The following is a 21621-nucleotide window of genomic DNA, read 5'->3' on the forward strand; positions in this document are numbered from 1 at the left end:
ATGGGAACGTGAGCAGACTCGTCGTCGTGTCCAACCGGGTCGCACCGGTGGACGAGGGCAAGCAGGCAGCCGGGGGGCTGGCCGTCGCGGTTCTCGCGGCACTGAAGAAGACCGGAGGCATCTGGTTCGGCTGGAGCGGCAACGTCGTCGACGGCGACTCGCAGGCCGAGCCGACCAGGGTCGAGGCGGGCAAGCTGACCTACGCCACGCTCGACCTCGGCCGCCGCGACCATGACGAATACTACAACGGCTTCGCCAACCAGACCCTGTGGCCGCTGTTCCACTACCGGCTGGGGCTGATCTCGGTGAACCGGCGCACGCGGGAGGGCTACGAGCGGGTCAACGCCTATTTCGCCGACCGGCTGGAGCCGTTGCTGAAGCCCGACGACATGGTGTGGGTCCACGACTACCACCTGATTCCCTTCGCCGACGAGCTGCGGCGCAAGGGCTGCTCGCAGCGCATGGGCTTCTTCCTCCACACGCCCTTCCCGCCGCCGGAACTTCTGACCGCGCTGCCCAACCACCGCGACCTGATCCGCGAGCTGTGCGCCTACGATCTGGTCGGCTTCCACACCCAGACCGATCTGCGCAGCTTCGTCGATTACATCCGGCTGGAGACCGACGGCACGGTCGAGCAGCGCGGCGCCTACGGCAGCGCCATGGTGCGCGCCTTCGGGCGGACGCTGCGGGCCCAGGTCTTCCCCATCAGCATCGACACCGCCGCCTTGGAAAGCCTCGCCCGCACCGCCGGCCGCTCGCGCCAGACCGAGCGGCTGCGCGAAAGCCTGGTCGGGCGCCGGCTGATCGTCGGGGTCGACCGGCTCGACTATTCCAAGGGGCTGCCGCAGCGCTTCGCCGCCTTCGAGCAGCTTCTCTCCGAATACCCCGAGCACCGCAACCGCGTCAGCTTCCTGCAAATCGCCCCGCCGTCGCGCGAGGACGTGCCGGAATACATCGCCATCCGCCGCGAGCTGTCGGAGATGGCCGGCCGCATCAACGGCCAGTTCGCCGAGTTCGACTGGCAGCCGATCCGCTACCTGAACCGCAGCTTCGGCCAGCGCGTGCTCGCCGGCTTCTACCGGCTGGCCAACGTCGGGCTGGTGACGCCGCTGCGCGACGGCATGAACCTCGTCGCCAAGGAGTATGTCGCCTGCCAGGATTCCGACAATCCGGGCGTGCTTGTGCTGTCGCAGTTCGCGGGTGCTGCGCAGGAGATGGGCGAGGCGCTGATCGTCAACCCCTTCGACGTCGAGGGGGTGGGCGACGCGCTGCAACGCGCCCTGACCATGCCGCTGGGCGAGCGCAAGGAGCGCCACGCGGCGCTGATGCGGACGTTGCGCTCCCATGATATCGGTTGGTGGCGGGAGAGCTACGTCGACGCGCTGACCCGCGCGCCCTACTCCTGACCGAAAGCGCCGTCTTCAACCGAGCCAGAGCCGATCATGCCCCGTGACGCCACCTCTCCGATCCTGGTCGCCGACATCGGCGGCACCAACGCCCGCTTCGGCCTGATCGACGGGCGGGCCATCCGCGAGGTGCGCATCCTGCGCGTCGCCGACTATTCCTCGCTGGAGGACGCCGCCTCGGCCTATCTGTCGGCGGTCGGGCTGGCGGAGACCGGCGCCCCCGGCCGTCCCCGGCGCGGCGCCTTCGCGGTGGCCGGCCCGGTGACGGGCGACCGGGTCGCCATGACCAACCTCGTCTGGCAATTCTCGATCGGCCGGGTGCGCGACGCGCTCGGGCTGGTGGAGGGGCTGGCGGTGATCAACGACTTCACCGCCGTCGCGCTGTCGGTGCCGCGGCTGGACTCCTCCGACCGCCGGCAGGTCGGCGACGGGGCGCCGCAGCCGGGCGGCGTGATCGCCGTGCTCGGGCCGGGCAGCGGGCTCGGCGTGTCGGGGCTGGTGCCGGGGGCCGGCGGGCGCTGGTCGGCGCTGTCCGGCGAGGGCGGCCACGTCACCATGGCGCCGATCAGCGACCGCGAGAGCGCCGTGCTCGGGCAGCTCCGCAAGAGCTTCGACCATGTCTCGGCCGAACGGGTTCTGTCGGGTCCCGGCCTGGTCAACCTGCACGCCGCCCTGTCCATCCTCGACGGGCGGGAGCCGCCCGCGCTGACGCCGGCGCAGATCACCGAATCGGCGGTCGCCGGCGGCAACCCGCACTGCGTCGAGGCGGTGGAGATGTTCTGCGCCATGCTCGGCACGGTGGCCGGCAACCTCGCCCTGACGCTGGGGGCGCGCGGCGGCGTCTACATCGCCGGCGGGGTGGTGCCGAAGCTGGGGCCGCTCTTCACCCACTCCCGTTTCCGCAAGCGCTTCCTGGAGAAGGGCCGGATGCGCGACTTCCTGACCCCGGTCCCCACCTACGTCGTCACCCACGAGCTGCCGGCCTTCCTCGGGCTGGCCGAGGCGGCGGGCGCGCTGGAATCCTGACGGCGGCCTGCGGGGATGTCGCGGCCGGAGGCCCGCATCCCAAGTCCGGGCATGACGACGCTTTGAGAAAGCGGGCAATTTCCGTTGAACAGGCGTTCAATCCCCAAGGCGTTTTCAGATGAAACGGCATTAAGTCAGCGGGTATGCGGTTTCGCCGGAGCAATGGCAAAGGTTGCAATCCGTTATATTCGCAAGGGTGGCCGCCCATAATCGGCATGATAGTCGGTCTTAGACCACGCGACTGTCTTGTGTCCCTCCGCACGGGACGATAGAAGGTCGCACCAGCGGCCTGTCGGTCAATGTTGTTGACCACGCGTGACCGACGCCGGACGACCATGGGCGAGCAAGGATGTCTGCGATGTCGAGCCAGGGCGAGAGCAAGTGGGTCTACAGCTTCGGGGCCGGCGCCACCGAGGGGCGGGCCGATATGAAGAACCTGCTGGGCGGCAAGGGTGCCAATCTGGCCGAGATGGCCAATCTGGGCCTCCCGGTTCCTCCCGGCTTCACCATCACCACCGAACTCTGCACCTATTTCTACGCCAACGGCCGCAACTATCCGCCGGAGCTGACGACCCAGGTCGCCGCCGCCATCGCGCGGCTGGAGACGGCGATGGACGCCAAGTTCGGCGACCCGGCCAACCCGCTGCTGGTCTCGGTGCGTTCGGGCGCGCGGGCCTCGATGCCCGGCATGATGGACACCGTCCTCAACCTCGGCCTCAACGACATCACCGCGCGCGGCCTCGCCACGCGTTCGGGTGACGCGCGCTTCGCCTACGACAGCTACCGCCGCTTCATCCAGATGTACTCCAACGTCGTGCTCGACGTGGACCACCATCACTTCGAGGACATCCTCGACGGCCACAAGCGCGACCGCAACTACAGCCTCGACACCGATCTCAGCGCCGCCGACTGGCAGGCCGTGATCGAGGAATACAAGAAGGCCGTCGAGCGCGAGTTGGGCAAGCCCTTCCCGCAGGACGTCCAGGAGCAGCTGTGGGGCGCCATCGGCGCCGTGTTCGGCTCGTGGATGAACGCCCGCGCCATCACCTACCGCCGCCTGCACGACATCCCGGCGAGCTGGGGCACGGCCGTCAACGTGCAGTGCATGGTGTTCGGCAACATGGGCGACGACTGCGCCACCGGCGTTGCCTTCACCCGCAACCCGTCGACCGGCGAGAACGCCTTCTACGGCGAATATCTGGTCAACGCCCAGGGCGAGGACGTGGTCGCCGGCATCCGCACGCCGCAGCACCTGACCGTCGCCGGCAAGATCGCCAACAAGTCCGACCTCCCCGCCATGGAGGAGGTCATGCCGGAGGTGTTCAACCAGCTGAACGAGGTCCGCCTCACGCTGGAGAAGCACTACCGCGACATGCAGGACATCGAGTTCACGGTCCAGCAGAACAAGCTGTTCATGCTCCAGACCCGCAACGGCAAGCGCACCGCCCCGGCGGCCCTGAAGATCGCCGTCGACCTCGCCAACGAGGGCGTCATCGACCGCAACGAGGCGATCAAGCGCATCGACCCGGCCTCGCTTGACCAGCTCCTCCACCCGACGCTCGACCCCAAGGCCGACCGCAAGGTGATCGCCAAGGGCCTGCCGGCCTCGCCGGGCGCCGCCTCGGGCAAGGTGGTCTTCACCGCCGACGAAGCCGAGCAGATGGCCGCCGTCGGCGACGCCGTCATCCTCTGCCGCATCGAGACCTCGCCGGAGGACATCCACGGCATGCACGCGGCGCGCGGCATCCTGACCAGCCGCGGCGGCATGACCAGCCACGCCGCCGTCGTGGCGCGCGGCATGGGCCGCGCCTGCGTCTCGGGCGCCGGCGACCTGCGCATCGACGTCAAGACCAAGCAGATGGCGGTGCGCGGCGTCACCGTGAAGGAAGGCGACGTCATCACCATCGACGGCTCGACCGGCGAGGTGATGCTGGGCGAGGTGCCGACCATCCAGCCGGAGCTGTCGGGCGACTTCGCCACGCTGATGGGCTGGGCCGACGGCATCCGCCGCATGAAGATCCGCACCAACGCCGAGACCCCGCTCGACGCCCGCACCGCGCGCAAGTTCGGCGCCGAGGGCATCGGCCTGTCGCGCACCGAGCACATGTTCTTCGACCCGGCCCGCATCCTCGCCGTCCGCGAGATGATCCTGGCCGAGAGCGAGGAGGGCCGCCGTGCAGCACTCGCCAAGCTGGAGCCCTACCAGAAGCAGGACTTCGTCGATCTGTTCACGATCATGGCCGGCCTGCCGGTGACGATCCGCCTGCTCGACCCGCCGCTGCACGAGTTCCTGCCCAACACCGAGCAGGACATGGACGAGGTCGCCAAGGCCACCGGCACCGACCCGCTGCGGGTGCGCCACCGGACGGTTCAACTGCACGAGGCCAACCCGATGCTCGGGCATCGCGGCTGCCGCCTCGGCATCACCTACCCGGAAATCTACGAGATGCAGGCCCGCGCGATCTTCGCGGCGGCGGCCGAGGTCTCGAAGACCAGCGGCTCGACGGTGACGCCCGAGGTCATGATCCCGCTGATCATGACCCAGAAGGAGTTCGACATCCTGAAGGCGGTGATCGACAAGGCCGCCGCCGAGGTCAAGGCCGCCACCGGCCAGGAGATCGAATACCTCGTCGGCACCATGATCGAGCTGCCGCGCGCCGCCCTGCGGGCCGGCGACATCGCCCAGTCGGCGGAGTTCTTCTCCTTCGGCACCAACGACCTGACGCAGACCACCTTCGGCCTGTCGCGCGACGACGCCGGCGCCTTCCTGCCGGAGTACCAGCGCCAGGGCATCCTGGAACATGACCCGTTCCAGACGCTGGACGCCACCGGCGTCGGCGAGCTGATCGACATCGCCGCCCAGCGCGGCCGTGCCGTCCGCTCCAACATCAAGCTCGGCATCTGCGGCGAGCATGGCGGCGATCCGGCCTCCATCTCCTTCTGCGAGAAGATCGGGCTGGATTACGTGTCCTGTTCGCCCTACCGCGTGCCGATCGCCCGCCTCGCCGCCGCCCAGGCCGCGCTGGACAGCGACACCGTCAAGCGCGACTGACGCGCGCCCGACGCAGGGCTCGCCGAAACGGAAGCCCCCTCTTCCTCCGCGGAAGAGGGGGCTTTTTCGTGCCGCCCACACCCGTGACGGCGGTGTTTCCGGGATTTGAATACCGCAAGGGTCCCCCAGTTTACCCAAACGTTAACAGGGTCATCCAGGGCGATCCCGTCAGGAGTCCCCCGGATGTTACAGAATCGAAACCAAGCCGGCCACCCCGTCGTATCAAGGGCATTAGCGGTGCATTTGATGAACGGGAGACTGCGTGCGATGGGTGAGGTTCTGGACGATGCGGCCGGCATGGCGGAGCTGGTGGAGTCCTTGAAGGGTCTGCTGAACGAGGAGGCCGACCGCAGCAACGGGCAGGGGGCGCGCATCGCAACCCTGTCGATCCTCAGCGGCGACCGGAGCTGGAACGTCAGCTTGGCGCGGTCCGGCTTCGTCCGCCTGAAGCCCGCCACCGACCGCCGCGCCCTGCTCTACAGCCTGACCAAGACGATCCTTGCCGCCGCCGTCCTGCGGCTGGCCGCGCGCGGCGTGGTCGATCTGGACGGACCGGCCGAGCGCTGGCTTCCCGAACTGGCCGGACGCCCGGCGTCGGTGACGGTCGCCGACATCCTGTCCCACCGCGCCGGCCTGCCCAACTACGGCGGCCGGAAGGAATACCGCGCGGCCATCGCCGCCGGCGACGAGCCGTGGAGCGGCGACGAATTCCTTGCCCGCTGCGGCGTCGAGGGCCCTCCGGTCGGCGTCTTCGCCTATTCCAGCATCGGTTATCTGCTGATCCGCCGGCTGCTGGAGCGGGCCGGCGGCGCGACGCTCGCCACCGTGCTGGCCACGGAGGTCTTCCGTCCGCTCGGGCTGACCTCGGCGACCCTGCCGGAACGGCGGTCGGAGCTGGCGGCCCTGCTGTTCGGTCCGAGCCCGGCCTTCCCCGGCGAGCTGGTGGTCGACCGCTACCACCCCGGCTGGGTGGCGCACGGCGTGGCCGCCATGACGGCGGACGACACCGCCCGCTTCATCCATGGCCTGTCGACGCCGGGCTACCTGCCCGACGCGCTGTTCCGCCGGATGCGCGACGGGCTGCCGGTCAAGGCCCCGCTGGGCGGGCGGCCCTGGGTCGAACCGTCCTACGGGATGGGGCTGATGGTGGAGCTGGACCCCAGCGCCGGCCCCTATTGGGGCTACATCGGCTGCGGGCCCGGCGTCGCCGTCGCCGCCTACCATGTGCCCGGCCCGCGCCCGGTTTCCGTCGCGGTGCTCACCGACGGCGAGTCGGTCGGGCTGCCGGAATGGATGGCGGTGGAGGTCGCGCACCGGCTGCGCTGACAGCCCGTGGAGTCGCGCCGCGTGGAGTTGTGCCGAGGCTTGTTCGCCGGGGTGGCGTGCCCATCTTTCAAGCAGGGGATTTCAAGCAGGGGACAATCCTTCCCTATAGGGTATAGGATTGCCGCATGCGTCGCCCAAGAGCGGCGCGCAGCGAACAAGAAACCTTGGGAGGAAACACGCATGGGTGAAGCGGCCCGCAAACTCTCCGACCATCCGTGGCTCGCGTCCTACCCGCCGGGCGTCGATTGGGGAATGCCGATCCCGGCCCTGCCCCTGCCGGTCCTGCTGGACGAGGCGGTGGCGCGCCATGGCGACAAGACCTGCCTGAACTTTCTCGGCAAGACCACCAGCTACCGCGAGGTTGGGCGCATGGTGGAACGCGCCACGCGCGGCTTCCAGGCCGCCGGCGTGGGCAAGGGCACGCGGGTCGGGCTGTTCCTGCCCAACACGCCCTATTACATCATCTGCTTCTTCGGCATCCTGAAGGCCGGCGGCACGGTGGTGAACTTCAACCCGCTCTACGCCGAGCGCGAGCTGGTCCACCAGATCAACGACAGCGGCATCGAGATGATGGTGACGCTGGACCTCAAGCTGCTCTACGGCAAGATGGCGCGGATGCTGGAGGAAACCCCGCTGAAGCGGCTGGTGATCTGCCGGATGGCCGACATCCTGCCCTTCCCGAAGAACTGGCTGTTCCCCATCGCCAAGCGGGCCGACATCGCGTCGATCCCGTCGGACGACCGCCATCTCTCCTTCAAGACGCTGGTCGCCAACGACGGCCGCCTGAACCCGATCTCCATCAACCCGCGCGAGGACGTCGCCGTCCTGCAATACACAGGCGGCACCACCGGCGTGCCCAAGGGCGCCATGCTGACCCACGCCAACCTCTACGCCAACACGGTGCAGTGCGCGGCGTGGTACGAGGCGAAGGAGCGCGCGCCCGGCCAGGACCACTCCGGCCAGGAAAAGCTGCTCGGCGTGCTGCCGCTGTTCCACGTCTTCGCGATGACGGCGGTGATGAACTTCGGCCTGCGCATGGGGGCGGAGATCGTCCTGCTGCCGCGCTTCGAGCTGGACCAGGTGATGGAGACGCTGGCCAAGGAGCGCATCACCCTGTTCCCCGCCGTGCCGACCATCTACACCGCGATCAACCACCACAAGCGGCTGAAGGAGCACGACCTGTCCTCGATCCGCTTCTGCATGTCGGGCGGCGCGCCGCTGCCGCTGGAGGTCAAGGAGGCGTTCGAGCGCACCACCGGCTGCACGCTGGTCGAGGGCTACGGCCTGTCGGAATCCTCGCCGGTCGCCACCTGCAACCCGGCGGTCCTGCACCCGTCGAAGAAGGGCTCGATCGGCCTGCCGCTGCCCGGCACGGTGATCGAGATCGTCAGCCTGGAGGAGCCGCGCCGCGTCCTGCCCCCCGGCGAGAAGGGCGAGGTCTGCATCCGCGGCCCGCAGGTGATGAAGGGCTACTGGAACAAGCCGGCGGAGACGGCGCAGACGCTGGTCGACGGCCGGCTGCACACCGGCGACGTCGGCATCATGGACGAGGACGGCTACACCACCATCGTCGACCGCATCAAGGACATGATCCTGTGCAGCGGCTTCAACGTCTACCCGCGCAACGTCGAGGAGGCGATCTACCTGCACCCCGCCGTCGCCGAATGCGTGGTCGCCGGCATCCCCGACGAGTACCGCGGCCAGACGGTGAAGGCCTATGTGCGGGTGGACGACGGCCAGAGCCTGACGTCGGACGAGCTGATCGCCTTCCTGAAGGACAAGCTGTCCCCCATCGAGATGCCCAAGCACATCGAGTTCCGCGGCGAGCTGCCCAAGACGATGATCGGCAAGCTGTCCCGCAAGGCGCTGCTCGACGAGGAGGAACGCAAGCGCGCCGGAGAAACGGCGTGACCGCCGCCGCCCCGGACAAGGCCCCGCGCAAGGCCGTGCGCGCCTGGGTGTCCGGGCGCGTGCAGGGCGTGTGGTACCGTGGCTGGACCGTCGAGACGGCCGGCGCCCTCGGCCTCTCGGGCTGGGTGCGCAACCGCTCCGACGGCGCGGTCGAGGCGCTGTTCGCCGGCCCGCCCGACGCCGTCGACCGCATGCTGGAAGCCTGCCGGCGCGGCCCCTCGGCGGCGCTGGTCCGCGACGTGGTGACGGAGCCCGCCGACGACCCCGGCGACGGCCCCTTCGAACAGCGCGCCACCGTCTGACCCGCTTGCGCCGCGCGTCCGGCCGCTTCCATTAGGGTTCCGCTAACCATGCCGGCTGCAGGATGGGCGGCGTGGTCCTGGCGGAACGGGGGGAGGCGGTCGTGAGCGGGTCGGACATCGGCTCTCTGAAATCCAGGCTCGCCAGCGCCTTCACCAAGGCGGCGGAGGCCAAGGAGAAGGCGGCCGGCAGGACGCCGGACGGCGGGACGAGGACGGCCGCCACGCCGGCCCGCCCCCCGTCCGACCCGGCCGTCCTGCTCAGCGCCGCCCTGGACGGCCTGGCCAAGCCCTTGCGCGGCCCCGCCGACGGGGCCGACGATGCGCTCGCCTCCCCGCAAGGGGCGCTGGAATACGGCGACGCCTTCGCCGAGCGCCTCGGCGAGGTGATGGAGGCCATGGGACGCGACCTCGGCCGCATGCTGGCGGCGTTCGGGCTGGAGGACGACGCCATCGAGGAGGCGGTGAAGGGCTTCACCGGACGCTTCGGCGAGGACGACCGCAAGGCCGCCTTCGGGCGCATCGACGGTCCGCCCGGCGAGGCCCGCCCGCTCGCCCCGTCCGGCGCCGGGCATCATGAGGCCACCGCCGTCTCGGTCGAGGTCGCCAATGTGGAACTGGCCTTGCGGCAGGGCGGCACGCCGCTGGCGCTCGGCTTCGACCGCTCCAGCCTGTCGATGGCGCGGGTGTCGGAAAGCGCCCGGCCGCAGGGGCTGACCATCCGGGCCGACGGCTTCGGCGCGGACGAGCTGGACGGCATCATGCGGGCCTTGCAGGGGAGCATGACGGGCCGGCCCGAGGGGCTGGAGGGGGCGGCGACCCTGATTCCGAAGGGGGCTCCGGCCGCCGACGGGAGCCTGAGCCTGTCGCTCGACCTGAAGGGCCTGCTGCCCACCGCCCTCGGCGGAAAGGGCGCCGAAGCGGTGGAGGCGATGGGCAAGGCGATTCGCAAGGAAGGCTTCGATGTCCGAATCTGACCGCCGGCCCATTCCCACTCCCTGGCTTTCCCCGTCGTCCCCCCGGGGAGAGGGGTGGCGGGCGGGGAGTCTCGCCGTTCTCCTGCTGGGTCTCCTGGCCCCTTCCGCCCTCGCCGGACCGCTCGACCGCACCGAGCCCGACCACATGGCGCCGGTTCCGCCCGGCCGCGACCTGCCGATCGCGCCGCCGCTCACCAAGTTCCCGCTGCCGCCGCAATGGATGACGATCCGCTCCACCCAGGACTGGCGCAAGGCCGGCCGGTTCGAGAAGGATCTCAGCAAGGACTGCGCCGCCCGCCGCTTCCGCGAGTTGATGCCGATGCGCTTCCGCGCCTTCTTCAAGGGCGAGGTGCTGGGCGTCGCCTTCGGCCACGGCCTGAACCTGCACGACCCGCAGAAGAAGGCCGACCGCAAGCTGATCTACCTGTTCCGCAACGGAAACTCGACCGCCTGCACGGTCCAGTCGATGACCAACGAGGACGCCCGCGTCCTCAACGACGCCCAGCCCGATCCGAAGCTGGGCGCCTACAAGAAGGGTTGAGCGAGCCGCCCATGGTCCCGGTTGGGACGGCTCCCGACCGCGATCAGCCCCCGATCAGCCCGAGCTGCGGGCTGGACGGCTCGGCGAAGGCGCGCATCGGCATGCGCCCGGCCGTGAAGGCGCCGCGCCCGGCGGCCACCGCGTCGCGCATCGCCGCCGCCATCCGCACCGGGTCGCGCGCCTTCGACACCGCCGTGTTGAGCAGCACGGCGGAGCAGCCCAGCTCCATCGCCCGCGCCGCGTCCGACGCGGTGCCGATGCCGGCGTCGAGCACCACCGGAACCGGGCTGCGGGCGCAGATCGTCTCGATGGCGTGCGGGTTGCGGATGCCCAGGCCCGAGCCGATGAAGGCGCCGAGCGGCATCACCGCCGCCGCCCCCAGGTCGGCCAGCTTGCGGCAGGTGACGGGATCGTCGTTGCAGTAGGGCAGCACGACGAAGCCGTCGTTCACCAGCTCCTCGGTGGCGCGCAGCAGTTCCTCGACGTCGGGGTAGAGCAGCTCGCGGTCGCCGATGACCTCCAGCTTGATCCAGGGCGTGTCGAGCGCCTCGCGGGCGAGTTGCGCGGTCAGCACCGCCTCCTTGGCGGTCAGGCAGCCGGCGGTGTTGGGCAGCAGCCCCACCCGGCCGCCCAACGCGCCGTGCAGCACGTCGACGAGGCTCTCCGCGTAGCCGTCCAGGCTGATGCGGCGGATCGCCATGGTGGCGAGTTCGGTGCCGCTCGCCGCCAGCGCGTCGAGCATGACCTGCTGGTTGGGGTAGCCGGCGGTGCCAAGAAACAGGCGCGAGCCGAAGTCGCGCCCGGCGATGGCCAGGGTGTCGTTGCCAATGGTATCGGTCATGATCGGATGTCCTCAGCCGCCCTGGATCGGACGGACGATTTCCAGGGAATCGCCGGGGGTCAGCGCGGTGCCGGTCCAGCGGCGGCGCGGCAGCACGGCCCCGTTCAGCGCCACGGCGACGCCGCGCGCATCCTCGGCGATGCCGCGCCCGGCCAGCAGCTCGGCGACGGAGGCGCAGGCCAGCGGCTCCTCGCGGCCGTTGACGCGGATGGATGCGGCGGCGGTCATGCGGCGGCTCCCCTCGGCGCGAATCGGCCGGCGGCGAAGGGGCGCATCACCGGGTCGGTCTCGCCGGTCAGGACCAGCCGGGCGATGCCGTCGGCGGTGATGGGGGTCAGCAGCACGCCGTTGCGGTGGTGGCCGGTGGCGTGGATCAGCCCCTCCACCGGGGTCTCGCCGAGGATCGGCGCGTCGTCGCGGCTGCCGGGGCGGAAGCCGGCCCAGCTTTCCTCGATCGGCAGCTCGGCGACGCCCGGCAGGGCGCGCCACGCCCCCTCCAGCAGGGCGAACTGGCCGCCGGCCGTCAGCCGGTCGTCGAAGCCGCGCTCCTCCGTGGTGGCGCCGATCAGCAGCCGGCCGTCCAGGCGCGGGATCAGGTAGGTGCCCGGCGTCCACACGACGTGGCGCAGCAGGGGCAGCCGGGCATCCATCCGCAGGCAGACCATCTGCCCCTTCACCGGCCGCACCGGCGGTTTCGCCACGGGCGGCAGCCCATCGACCAGCCCCGACCAGGCGCCGGCCGCCAGCACCACCCGGTCGGCCGAGACGGTGACGTCGCCGACCCGCACCCCGGCGGCGCGCCCGCCGGAGACCAGCAGGGCGGGAGCGTCGCAGCGCTCGTGGATCCGCGCGCCCGCCGCCCGCGCGGCGCGCAGCAGGGCGGCGGCGAGCTTGCGGTTGTCGACCTGATGGTCCTCGCGGCAGAACAGGGCGCCGGCCACGCCGGGCTGGAGGTACGGCTCGCGGCGGCGGACCTCCGCCCCGGTCAGCCACTCCACCGGCAGGCCGAGCCCGCGCTGGAATTCGTGCAGGAAGCGGACCTTGGCGGCGTCGTCGGCGGTCAGCGCGATGACCATGGTGCCGTCGGTCCGCAGATCGACGGACAGGCCGCTCGCCTCCTCCAGCTCGCGCGCGAAGCCCGGCCACAGGGCCTGGGAGGCGCGGGTCAGCGGCAGCAGGCTCTCCTCGCCGGGCTCCGTCTCGACGCAGGCCGCCAGCATGCCGCCGGCGGCGTGGGTGGCGCCGCGCCCGGCCGCGCCGGGATCGAAGACGTCGACGGAACAACCGGACGCCGCCAGCCTCCAGGCGATCGACAGGCCGATGCAGCCGGCCCCCAGGATGGCGACGGACGGACGCGCCCCGGCGGACGGGTGCGTGTGAAAACGCGGATTCGGTGCATGGACCATGCAACGGCTCCCTTCGCTGGCATTACCCAGACAGGTTCGATGGGTGTGATCTCAGCCGCGCGACCACCGCGCGGCACCCCAAGCCAATGCAACCGATATTTCCGATCCGCCTGTCTTTTGCAAGAGGGAATCGTTCAGGCGGCGGATCGTTTCCGCATCACAGAAGGATCGCCGCCGCCAGCCCCAGGAAGGCGAAGAAGCCGACGACGTCGGTCACGGTGGTGAGGAACACCGCGCTCGCCACCGCCGGATCGACGCCGACCCGCTCCAGCCCCAGCGGGATCAGCGCCCCGCACAGGCCGGCGATCACCAGATTGATGATCATCGCGCAGGCGATCACCACCCCGATCATCGGGCCGAACCAGACCAGCGCGATCACCCCCACCATCACCGCGAAGATGGCGCCGTTGATCAGCCCGACCAGCACCTCCTTGCCGACCACCCGCAGCGCGTTGGCCGAGGACAGCTCGTGCGTCGCCAGCGCGCGGACGACGACGGTCAGCGTCTGGGTGCCGGCGTTGCCGCCCATTGAGGCGACGATCGGCATCAGCACCGCCAGCGCGACGATCTGCTCGATGGTGCCCTCGAACAGCGAGATGACGGCCGAGGCGAGGAAGGCGGTGCCCAGGTTGACGGTCAGCCAGCCGACCCGCGACCGGGCGATGGCGCCGATGCCGCTGAACACGCCGGTGTCGCCCGACCCGCTCAGCTTGCGCAGGTCGTCCTCGGCCTCCTCGTCGATGACGCGGACGACGTCGTCGACGGTGATGACGCCGATCAGCCGCCCGGCCGTGTCCACCACCGGGGCGGAGACCAGCGCGTATTGCCGGAAGAGGTTCGCCACCTCCTCCTGCTCCATGGTGGCGGGAATCGCGTCGACCTCGTCGGTCACCAGATCGGCGATGCGCACGGTGCGGCGCTGGCGCAGCAGGCGCGACAGCGGCACCGCGCCGACCACCCGGTGCATGGGGTCGACGATGAAGATGTCGTAGAAATCCTCCGGCAGATCGTCGGCGGCGGCGCGGACATGGTCGATGGTCTTGCCCACCGTCCAGAATTCCGGCACCGCGACCAGATCGCGCTGCATCATGCGGCCGGCGCTGCCCTCGTCGTAGGTCAGGTTCTCCTGGACGAGCGCGCGGTCCTCGGCCGGCAGATTCTCCAGGATGCGGGCGCGCGTCTCCTCGTCGAGATCCTCGATGACGTCGACGGCGTCGTCGGTGTCCAGTTCGGCGACGGCGGCGGCCAGCTCCCGCGGCTCGAACCGCCCGACCACCGCCTCGCGCAGGTCGGGGTTCAGGTAGGACAGCACCTCGCCGTCGAAGCCGGGGCGCAGGATCTCGATCAGCCCGTCGCGCTCGGCCGGATCGATCTGCTCGATCAGGTCGGCGACGTCGGCCGCGTGGAGGTCGTCGAGCAGGGCGCGCACGGCGTCGCGCTCGCGGGCGCGCAGCAGGGTGACGATCTCGTCCACGAACTCCGGCTCGACGCCGTAGCGGCGTTCGTCCTCCGCCTCGTCACGCGGCGACGGGGCGGAGGGCCGGGGGTTCGGCGTCTGGGGATCGGCGTGCATCGCGGCACCCTCCCTTTGGAACGAGGCAACGCCGGGGCGGCGGCGGAGGTCCGGGGCGGACGGTCGGCCGGCGTCGTCGGGGCTTGCTGGTTGGCGGAACCGGGTTTGCGAGCCCCGCGGACGGAACGTCTGGGCCGTCCGGCCGGGGGCGCCCACCAGATATAGGCGCATGCCCGCTTTGTCCAGTCCGGGCGGCCGGCAATCGGACCGGCGCCGTCGGCGTACGTTACAAATCGCTCATTTCACGCTCTTGCACTGCGGAAAACTTCGTGGTCCCATGAAGAAAGTTTGCATTTTATCTTTTCGGGACGCACGCATGGAGTACGCCTTCACCCCCGTGGACGGACAGGACGGCATCCTGCTGTCGGGCCGCTGCACCTACGAGGACGGGCCGAAGTTCCACGCCATGCTGGGACAATGGGATTTCGGCAACCGGCCGGTGGTCCCGCTCGACCTGCGCTTCGTCACCTTCATCGATTCCGCCGCGGTCGGGATGCTGTTCATCCTGGCCAACCGCTGCCGCGAGGCCAACGGGCGCATCATCGCCACCGGCGCGGCGCCGCACATCCTGAAATCGCTGCGCCGCGCCGCGCTGGACAGCTACATCACCTTCCGCTGAAGCGGCGGCACCTTCCGCTGAAGCGGCGGCGGGCCGGCCGCCTCATCGCGGCCGGCATCCCGAAACGAAAAAACCGCCGTGCCGGCGAGCAGGGCGGTTCGTCGTTCCGGTCCAAGACCAGGGGATCGTCATCTTTTTGAAGACCCGGAGCGGAGGCCCTTGCCTCGACGCTCCGGAAGAATTCTGGCGGAGGAGGAGAGATTCGAACTCTCGATACCCTCACAGGTATGCCGCATTTCGAGTGCGGTGCAATCGACCACTCTGCCACCCCTCCGCGCCCCCGTTTCCGGGGTGGCGGGAACCTAACCAAACGCCTGCCCCCGCGCAAGCCCTTTTTGCGGAAAAATGCGAACAATCGCATCACCAACCCTGTTGACTCGCGGCGGTAGCTGCGTATAGATCCCCGCTCCCATGAACGGGCTTGCGCATCGAACGGTGGGCGAGCAGCCCGCCGTTTGTTTTGACATAGGCAGTGACGACGATGTTTGCAGTGATCCGCACCGGCGGCAAGCAGTACAAGGTCGCCAATGGCGACGTGATCCGTGTTGAAAAGATCGAAGCCGAAGCTGGCGCTTCCATCACGCTCGATGACGTGCTGATGGTCGGCGACGCCGGCAACACGACGATCGGCACCCCGACGGTGGCCGGCGCCGCCGTGGTGGCCGAGGTGGTCGCCCAGGATCGCGGCCCGAAGATCATCGTCTTCAAGAAGAAGCGCCGCCAGAACTACCGCCGTAAGAACGGCCACCGCCAGGACCTCACCGTCCTGCGCATCACCGGGATCAACGGCGCGGCCTGATCGGCCGGCGTCTTTTAAGGACAGGAGCAACACCCCATGGCACATAAAAAGGCAGGCGGCTCGTCCCGCAACGGCCGCGATTCCGCTGGTCGCCGTCTCGGCGTGAAGCGTTTCGGCGGCGAGAACGTCATCTCCGGCAACATCATCGTCCGCCAGCGCGGCACGAAGTTCCACCCGGGCGAGAATGTCGGCCTCGGCCGCGACCACACCATCTTCGCGATGGCCGACGGTCAGGTCTTCTTCAAGCACAGCTCGAACGGCCGCACCTACGTGAACGTGGTTGCCGCCAACGACCAGGTCCCGGCGGTCGCCGCGGAGTAACCGGGTCGTCGCGCTGCCGGTTTACCAGGCGCGCACGGTTGTGGGATAAAGTCGGGGGACCGGGCGACCGGCCCCCGATTTTTGTTTTGGTTTTCTGTGATCCGCTGACGGGCAAGGTCCCACGATGAAGTTCCTCGATCAGGCCAAGGTGTTCTTGAAGAGCGGCGACGGCGGCCCCGGCGCCGTGGCGTTCCGCCGCGAGAAGTTCATCGAGTTCGGCGGACCGGACGGCGGCGACGGCGGCCGCGGCGGCGACGTGGTGATCGAGGTCGCGGAAGGCCTGAACACGCTGATCGACTACCGCTACAAGCAGCATTTCAAGGCCCAGCGCGGCAACCACGGCATGGGCGCCAACCGCAACGGCGCGCGCGGCACCGACGTGGTGCTGCGCGTGCCGGTCGGGACCCAGATCCTCGACGAGAATCAGGAAACCGTCCTGCTCGACCTGACCGAGCCCGGTCAGCGCCGGATCTTCCTGCGCGGCGGCGACGGCGGGCACGGCAACGCGCATTTCAAGACGCCGACCAACCGCGCGCCCCGCAAGTTCCACCCCGGCTGGCCGGGGCAGGAGCAGTGGGTGTGGCTGCGGCTCAAGCTGATCGCCGACGCCGGGCTGCTGGGACTGCCCAACGCCGGCAAGTCGACCTTCCTCGCCGCGACCACGGCGGCCAAGCCGAAGATCGCCGACTACCCCTTCACCACGCTGGCTCCCAACCTGGGCGTCGTCCGCGCCGGCGACGAGGAGTTCGTCATCGCCGACATCCCCGGCCTGATCGAGGGCGCGCACGAGGGGCACGGGCTGGGCGACCGCTTCCTCGGCCATGTCGAGCGCACCCGCATCCTGCTGCACCTGATCGACGGCACCGCCGAGGACGTCGTCGCCTCCTACCGCACCATCCGCAACGAGCTGAAGGCCTATGGCGGCAACCTCGCCGACAAGCTGGAGGTGATCGGACTGAACAAGTCCGACGCCCTGCTCGACGAGGAGGTCGAGGAGAAGAAGGCGGCGCTGGAGGCCGAATCGGGCGCCGAGGTCATGGTGCTGTCCGGCGCCACCGGCCAGGGCGTGCAGAAGGTGCTGTACCGGCTGCTCACCGCCATCAAGGAGTCCAAGGAAGAGGAGCCCGACGTCATCCACGCGCCGGTCACCCGCTCCATCCCGCGCCCGCCGGTCGGCCAGAAGCTGCCGGACGACGACGGGATGCAGTGGAACGAGGAACTCGGCGAGTGGGTCGGCGGCGAGGATCTGCTTGAGGACGACGTGTCCGAGGAAGACGCCCTGGACGAGGAGATGGCGGACGGGGAGATGGCGGACGGGGAGATGGCGGACGGGGACGCGCTGGAGGACGGCGACGATCTCGACGAGTCCGAAGAGGAAGAGTCCGACGACGCCACCGCGCAAGGCGAAGGCAAGGACGGCGACAAGGACGGGACCGGCCGCCATGGCGCTTGAGACCCTCTCCCCGCTCGCCTCGCCCACCCTGCCCCCCACCCTTCTGGACTCGCGCCGGCTGGTCGTGAAGATCGGCTCGGCCCTGCTGGTCGACGGCGAAACCCGCCGGATCCGCCGCGAATGGCTCGACGCGCTGGCCGACGACGTCGCCGCCTGCCGCAAGCGCGGGCAGGAGGTGGTGATCGTCACTTCCGGCGCCGTCGCCTGCGGGCGCGAGCATCTCGGCCTCGTCGGCCGCGCGCTGAAGCTGGAGGAGAAGCAGGCGGCGGCGGCCACCGGCCAGATCCGGCTCGCCCACGCCTACCAGGAAACGCTGGCCCGCCACGACGTCACCGTCGCCCAGGTGCTGGTGACGCGCGAGGACACCGAGGAACGGCGGCGCCACCTGAACGCCCGCAGCACCATCGACACGCTGCTGAAGCTGGGCGCCGTCCCGGTCATCAACGAGAACGACACGGTCGCCACCGCCGAGATCCGCTTCGGCGACAACGACCGGCTGGCCGCCCGCGTCGCCCAGATGATCAGCGCCGACACGCTGATCCTGCTCTCGGACATCGACGGGCTCTACACCGCCGACCCGCGCAAGGATCCGGCCGCCACCCACATCCCGCTGGTGCGCGAGCTGACCCCGGCGATCGTCGACATGGCCGGCGAGCCGCCTCCCGGCTACAGCAGCGGCGGCATGGTGACGAAGATCGCGGCGGCGCGGGTGGCGCTCGCCGCCGGCTGCCGGATGATCATCGCCAAGGGCCAGCGCCTGAACCCGCTGGCCGCGCTGGAGAAGCGTCCCGAGGACGGCGGGGCGCCCTGCACCTGGTTCCTGCCCTCGGCCGAGCCGTCGAGCGCCCGCAAGGCGTGGATCGCCGGCCATGTGAACACCGCCGGCGTGCTGACGGTGGACGAGGGGGCGCTGCGCGCGCTCGGCAACGGCGCCAGCCTGCTGCCGGCCGGCGTGACGGCCGTCTACGGCGAGTTCGACCGCGGCGACGTGGTGGTGGTGCGGGCGCCGGACGGGCGCGAGGTGGCGCGCGGCCTGACCGCCTACGCCGCCGAGGACGTCCGCCGCATCGCCGGCCGCAAGAGCCACGAGATCGAGGACATCCTCGGCTACCGCGGCCGCGACGAGATCGTCCACCGCGACGATCTGGTGGTGCGGTGAGCGGCACCGTGGCGCGTCCGCCGATCCGGGCCATCCTGTGGGACATCGACGGCACGCTGATGGACAGCGAGCCCTGGCACCACCGCGCCATGATCGAGGTCTGCCGGGGCTACGGCCACGAGGTGAGCGAGGAGGAGTGCGCGGCCTCGGTCGGCGTCGCCTTCCGCGACTATTACGACCGGCTGCACGCCATCCGGCCGCTGCCGGTCACGGTCGCCCGCTGGGCCGACGAGATCAACGCGCTCTACGTCGCCCGCGTCGCCGGCGTGAAGCCGCGCGAGGGCGCCTTCGCGCTGGTCGAGGGCTTCGCGGCGCGCGGCCTGGATCAGGCCTGCGTGTCGAACAGCGGACGTGCGGTGGTCGACGCCAACCTCGCCGCGATGGGGCTGCCGCATTTCCGCTTCAGCATCAGCCGCGACGACGTCGCCAACGGCAAGCCGCATCCGGAGCCCTATCTGCGGGCGGCCGAGACGCTGGGCCTCGCGCCGGAATCCTGCGCGGTGATCGAGGACAGCCCGACCGGCGCCCGCAGCGCGCGCGCCGCCGGCATGCTGACCATCGCCTGGCCGCAGAATCCCGCCATCGTCTTCGACGCCGTCGATTACCGGGTCGAGGATCCGGCGGCGCTCGACTGGGACGCGCTGTGCGGCTCCGGCCTGCGGTCGCTCAGCCCTTCGTGACGAAGAAATAGACCGTCATCGCCACGCCCACGAGGATGACGAACTTGCGCAGGACCGGCGGCGGGATGTGGCGGGCGACCGCCGCCCCGGCGTAGCCGCCGGCCATCGCGGCGACCAGCATGATCAGCGCCTCGGTCCAGTAGACGGCGCCGCCGGCCACGAAGGCGATCACCGCGACCGCGTTCAGGCAGCCCGACACCAGCGTCTTCAGCCCGTTCATCGCGTGCAGGTCGGTCAGCCCGAAGACGCCGAGCGTCGCCAGGATCAGGATTCCGATCCCGCCGCCGAAATAGCCGCCGTAGATGGCGATGAAGAACTGCGTCGCCAGCACCGCGCCGTGACCGACCGTGACGTTGCGGCGGATCCAGGCCGACGCCTTCGGCCCGAAGGCGAACAGCACGGTGGCGAACAGCAGCAGCCAGGGGACGATGACCTCGAAGGTCCGCTGCGGCGTCCACAGCAGCAGCAGCGCCCCCAGGAGCCCGCCGACGAGGCTGACCCCCAGGAAGGAGGGCAGATGGATCTCGCGGATCTTGCCCAGCTCGCGCCGGTAGCCGTAGGCGCTGGCCAGCGCGCCGGGCGCCACCGCGACCGTGCTGGTGGCGTTGGCGTTCAGCGGCGGCACCCCGGCGAGGATCAGGGCCGGAAAGGTCAGGAAGCTGCCGCCACCGGCCACCGCGTTCAGCACGCCGGCGAAGAAGGCGGAGACGATCAGCAGCAGCGTCAGCATCGATAACCCTACCGGTCGAGGGAGAAATCCGCGGCGACTATGCCCGCCCCCCGCGCTCCGGCCCACTGCGTTTTCGTCGGGTCGGCCGTGCCGATCGTCGCAGCCGCTTTCGCGGTCGCGAACTATTCGTTAAGGTCGTCGTCCCTTTCACGGAGAGAGCGCCATGTCCGCCCTGCCCGCCACCACCGATGCCCTGCACGATCAGATGCTGTCCCTCGGCAGCAAGGCCCGCGCCGCCGCGGCCGCGCTGGCGACCGTGCCAGGGCCGGACAAGGATCGGGCCTTGAGGGCGGCGGCCTCGGCCATCCGCGCCCGGGCATCCGAGATCAAGGCCGCCAACGCCGAGGATCTGGCCAACGCGCGCGACCTGTCCGGCCCCATGCTGGAGCGCCTGACGCTTGACGACACGCGCATCGAGGCGATGGCCAAGGGCCTGGAGGACATCGCCGACTTCCCCGACCCCATCGGCGGCGTGCTGGCCGACTGGACGCGGCCCAACGGGCTGAACATCCAGCGCGTGCGCGTGCCGCTGGGCGTCGTCGGCATCATCTACGAGAGCCGGCCCAACGTGACCGCCGACGCCGGCGGCATCTGCCTGAAGTCGGGCAACGCCGCCATCCTGCGCGGCGGCTCGGAAAGCGTGCGCTCGTCGCGCGCCATCGCCTCCTGTCTGGCGCAGGGGCTGCGCGAGGCCGGGCTGCCGGAGGCGGCGATCCAGCTCGTCCCCACCACCGACCGCGCGGCGGTCGGCCACATGCTGCGGATGCGCGAGTTCATCGACGTCATCATCCCGCGCGGCGGCAAGTCACTGATCCAGCGCATCGCCGACGAGAGCCGGGTGCCGGTCATCAAGCATCTCGACGGCAACTGCCACGTCTATGTCGACGCCGCCGCCGACCTGGAGAAGGCGCGCAAGGTGGTGCTGAACGCCAAGATGCGCCGCACCTCGATCTGCGGCGCTGCGGAGACCCTGCTGGTCGACCGCGCCATCGCGGAGACGGCGCTGCCGCTGCTGGTCAAGGATCTGCTGGACGCCGGCTGCGCCGTGCGCGGCGACAGGGCCACCCAGGCCGCCAACCCGCGCGTGACGCCGGTCGAGGCCGCCGACTGGGACACCGAGTATCTCGACGCCATCATCGCCTGCGGCGTGGTGGACGGGGTGGATGGTGCCATCGACCACATCAACCGCCACAGCTCGCACCACACCGAATCGATCATCACCGAGGATTCGGCGGCGGCCGAGCGCTTCCTGAGCCGGATCGACAGCGGCATCGTGCTGTGGAACGCCTCGACCCAGTTCGCCGACGGCGGCGAGTTCGGCATGGGGGCCGAGATCGGCATCTCCACCGACAAGTTCCACGCCCGCGGGCCCGTGGGTGCCGAGCAGTTGACCAGCTACAAGTATGTCGTGCGCGGCGATGGCCAGACCCGGCCGTAGGATAATGCCCTCTCCCGCCCCGGGAGAGGGAGGGGACCCACGAAGTGGGGAGGGTGAGGGGCTG

General features: G+C 70.2%; 20 protein-coding genes, 1 tRNA gene and 1 riboswitch. Of the genes, 15 read left to right on the plus strand and 6 right to left on the minus strand.

From position 1 onward, the window contains the following. Positions 1 to 8 precede the first annotated feature (8 nt). From otsA to JN22_RS17800, 8 genes are all read left to right on the plus strand, one after another. Positions 9 to 1406, plus strand: coding sequence for an alpha,alpha-trehalose-phosphate synthase (UDP-forming) (gene otsA / locus JN22_RS17765; protein ID WP_085555224.1), 1398 nt, complete (start codon positions 9 to 11; stop codon positions 1404 to 1406). A 36-nt stretch (positions 1407 to 1442) separates the two neighbouring features. Next, the gene (locus JN22_RS17770) at positions 1443 to 2432 is read left to right on the plus strand and encodes a glucokinase (protein ID WP_085555225.1); all 990 of its coding nucleotides are present in this window, start codon (positions 1443 to 1445) and stop codon (positions 2430 to 2432) included. Between the two features lie 358 nt (positions 2433 to 2790). Further along, entirely contained in the window at positions 2791 to 5484 is a 2694-nt protein-coding gene (gene ppdK, locus JN22_RS17775; RefSeq protein ID WP_085555226.1) for a pyruvate, phosphate dikinase, read from the plus strand. A 267-nt stretch (positions 5485 to 5751) separates the two neighbouring features. Further along, positions 5752 to 6810 (plus strand): serine hydrolase domain-containing protein, encoded by a 1059-nt coding sequence (locus JN22_RS17780; RefSeq protein WP_223677773.1) that lies wholly within the window; start codon positions 5752 to 5754, stop codon positions 6808 to 6810. 180 nt (positions 6811 to 6990) lie between these two features. Beyond that, a complete protein-coding gene (locus JN22_RS17785; protein ID WP_085555227.1) occupies positions 6991 to 8721 on the plus strand; it encodes a long-chain-fatty-acid--CoA ligase in 1731 nt (576 codons plus the stop codon). Next, the gene (locus JN22_RS17790) at positions 8718 to 9023 is read left to right on the plus strand and encodes an acylphosphatase (RefSeq protein ID WP_085555228.1); all 306 of its coding nucleotides are present in this window, start codon (positions 8718 to 8720) and stop codon (positions 9021 to 9023) included. Before JN22_RS17785 ends, JN22_RS17790 begins: the two co-directional genes overlap by 4 nt. 101 nt (positions 9024 to 9124) lie before the next feature. Continuing rightward, the gene (locus JN22_RS17795; RefSeq protein WP_143268348.1) at positions 9125 to 9997 is read left to right on the plus strand and encodes a hypothetical protein; all 873 of its coding nucleotides are present in this window, start codon (positions 9125 to 9127) and stop codon (positions 9995 to 9997) included. Further along, positions 9984 to 10538: a hypothetical protein gene (locus JN22_RS17800; protein WP_223677774.1), complete on the plus strand. Its 555-nt coding sequence runs from the start codon at positions 9984 to 9986 to the stop codon at positions 10536 to 10538. Before JN22_RS17795 ends, JN22_RS17800 begins: the two co-directional genes overlap by 14 nt. A 43-nt stretch (positions 10539 to 10581) precedes the next feature. Here JN22_RS17800 and thiG read toward each other — a convergent pair whose 3' ends face one another. From thiG to mgtE, 4 genes are all read right to left on the minus strand, one after another. After that, complete coding sequence (gene thiG / locus JN22_RS17805; protein WP_085555231.1) at positions 10582 to 11379, minus strand: thiazole synthase; 798 nt, start codon at positions 11377 to 11379, stop codon at positions 10582 to 10584. Positions 11380 to 11391: 12 nt separating this feature from the next. Continuing rightward, positions 11392 to 11607 carry a sulfur carrier protein ThiS gene (gene thiS, locus JN22_RS17810; protein ID WP_085555232.1) on the minus strand — a complete coding sequence of 72 codons (216 nt, stop codon included), beginning with the start codon at positions 11605 to 11607 and terminating at the stop codon, positions 11392 to 11394. Continuing rightward, complete coding sequence (thiO, locus tag JN22_RS17815; RefSeq protein ID WP_085555233.1) at positions 11604 to 12785, minus strand: glycine oxidase ThiO; 1182 nt, start codon at positions 12783 to 12785, stop codon at positions 11604 to 11606. The genes thiS and thiO overlap by 4 nt, the downstream gene beginning before the upstream one ends. Continuing rightward, positions 12778 to 12876: riboswitch (TPP riboswitch) on the minus strand. (Overlaps the previous gene by 8 nt.) Before the next feature lie 66 nt (positions 12877 to 12942). Beyond that, complete coding sequence (gene mgtE / locus JN22_RS17820) at positions 12943 to 14358, minus strand: magnesium transporter (protein WP_085555234.1); 1416 nt, start codon at positions 14356 to 14358, stop codon at positions 12943 to 12945. Between the two features lie 316 nt (positions 14359 to 14674). Here mgtE and JN22_RS17825 point away from each other — a divergent pair, with 316 nt between their 5' ends. After that, a complete protein-coding gene (locus JN22_RS17825; RefSeq protein WP_085555235.1) occupies positions 14675 to 14977 on the plus strand; it encodes an STAS domain-containing protein in 303 nt (100 codons plus the stop codon). Between the two features lie 184 nt (positions 14978 to 15161). Here the strand turns inward: JN22_RS17825 and JN22_RS17830 are convergent. Then, positions 15162 to 15251 (minus strand) — tRNA-Ser (locus tag JN22_RS17830). Positions 15252 to 15458: 207 nt separating this feature from the next. On the opposite strand from JN22_RS17830, the gene rplU reads away from it, so the two are divergent. The 5 genes from rplU (at position 15459) to JN22_RS17855 (ending at position 19389) form a co-directional block, all read left to right on the plus strand. Next, positions 15459 to 15776, plus strand: coding sequence for a 50S ribosomal protein L21 (rplU, locus tag JN22_RS17835; RefSeq protein ID WP_085555236.1), 318 nt, complete (start codon positions 15459 to 15461; stop codon positions 15774 to 15776). Between the two features lie 36 nt (positions 15777 to 15812). Continuing rightward, entirely contained in the window at positions 15813 to 16097 is a 285-nt protein-coding gene (rpmA, locus tag JN22_RS17840; protein ID WP_085555237.1) for a 50S ribosomal protein L27, read from the plus strand. 124 nt (positions 16098 to 16221) lie between these two features. Then, positions 16222 to 17550, plus strand: coding sequence for a GTPase ObgE (gene obgE, locus JN22_RS17845; RefSeq protein WP_085555238.1), 1329 nt, complete (start codon positions 16222 to 16224; stop codon positions 17548 to 17550). After that, complete coding sequence (proB, locus tag JN22_RS17850; protein ID WP_085555239.1) at positions 17540 to 18709, plus strand: glutamate 5-kinase; 1170 nt, start codon at positions 17540 to 17542, stop codon at positions 18707 to 18709. Before obgE ends, proB begins: the two co-directional genes overlap by 11 nt. Further along, the gene (locus tag JN22_RS17855; protein ID WP_085555240.1) at positions 18706 to 19389 is read left to right on the plus strand and encodes an HAD family hydrolase; all 684 of its coding nucleotides are present in this window, start codon (positions 18706 to 18708) and stop codon (positions 19387 to 19389) included. Before proB ends, JN22_RS17855 begins: the two co-directional genes overlap by 4 nt. Here the strand turns inward: JN22_RS17855 and JN22_RS17860 are convergent. Continuing rightward, positions 19376 to 20119, minus strand: coding sequence for a sulfite exporter TauE/SafE family protein (locus JN22_RS17860; RefSeq protein WP_085555241.1), 744 nt, complete (start codon positions 20117 to 20119; stop codon positions 19376 to 19378). The two genes, JN22_RS17855 and JN22_RS17860, sit on opposite strands and share 14 nt — an antisense overlap. Before the next feature lie 163 nt (positions 20120 to 20282). Between JN22_RS17860 and JN22_RS17865 the strand changes: the two genes are divergently transcribed. Then, on the plus strand, positions 20283 to 21557 hold the full coding sequence (locus JN22_RS17865; protein WP_085555242.1) for a glutamate-5-semialdehyde dehydrogenase: 1275 nt from the start codon (positions 20283 to 20285) through the stop codon (positions 21555 to 21557). Positions 21558 to 21621 lie beyond the last annotated feature (64 nt).

The sequence above is a fragment of the Azospirillum agricola genome, assembly GCF_020005195.1.
Lineage (GTDB): Bacteria > Pseudomonadota > Alphaproteobacteria > Azospirillales > Azospirillaceae > Azospirillum > Azospirillum agricola.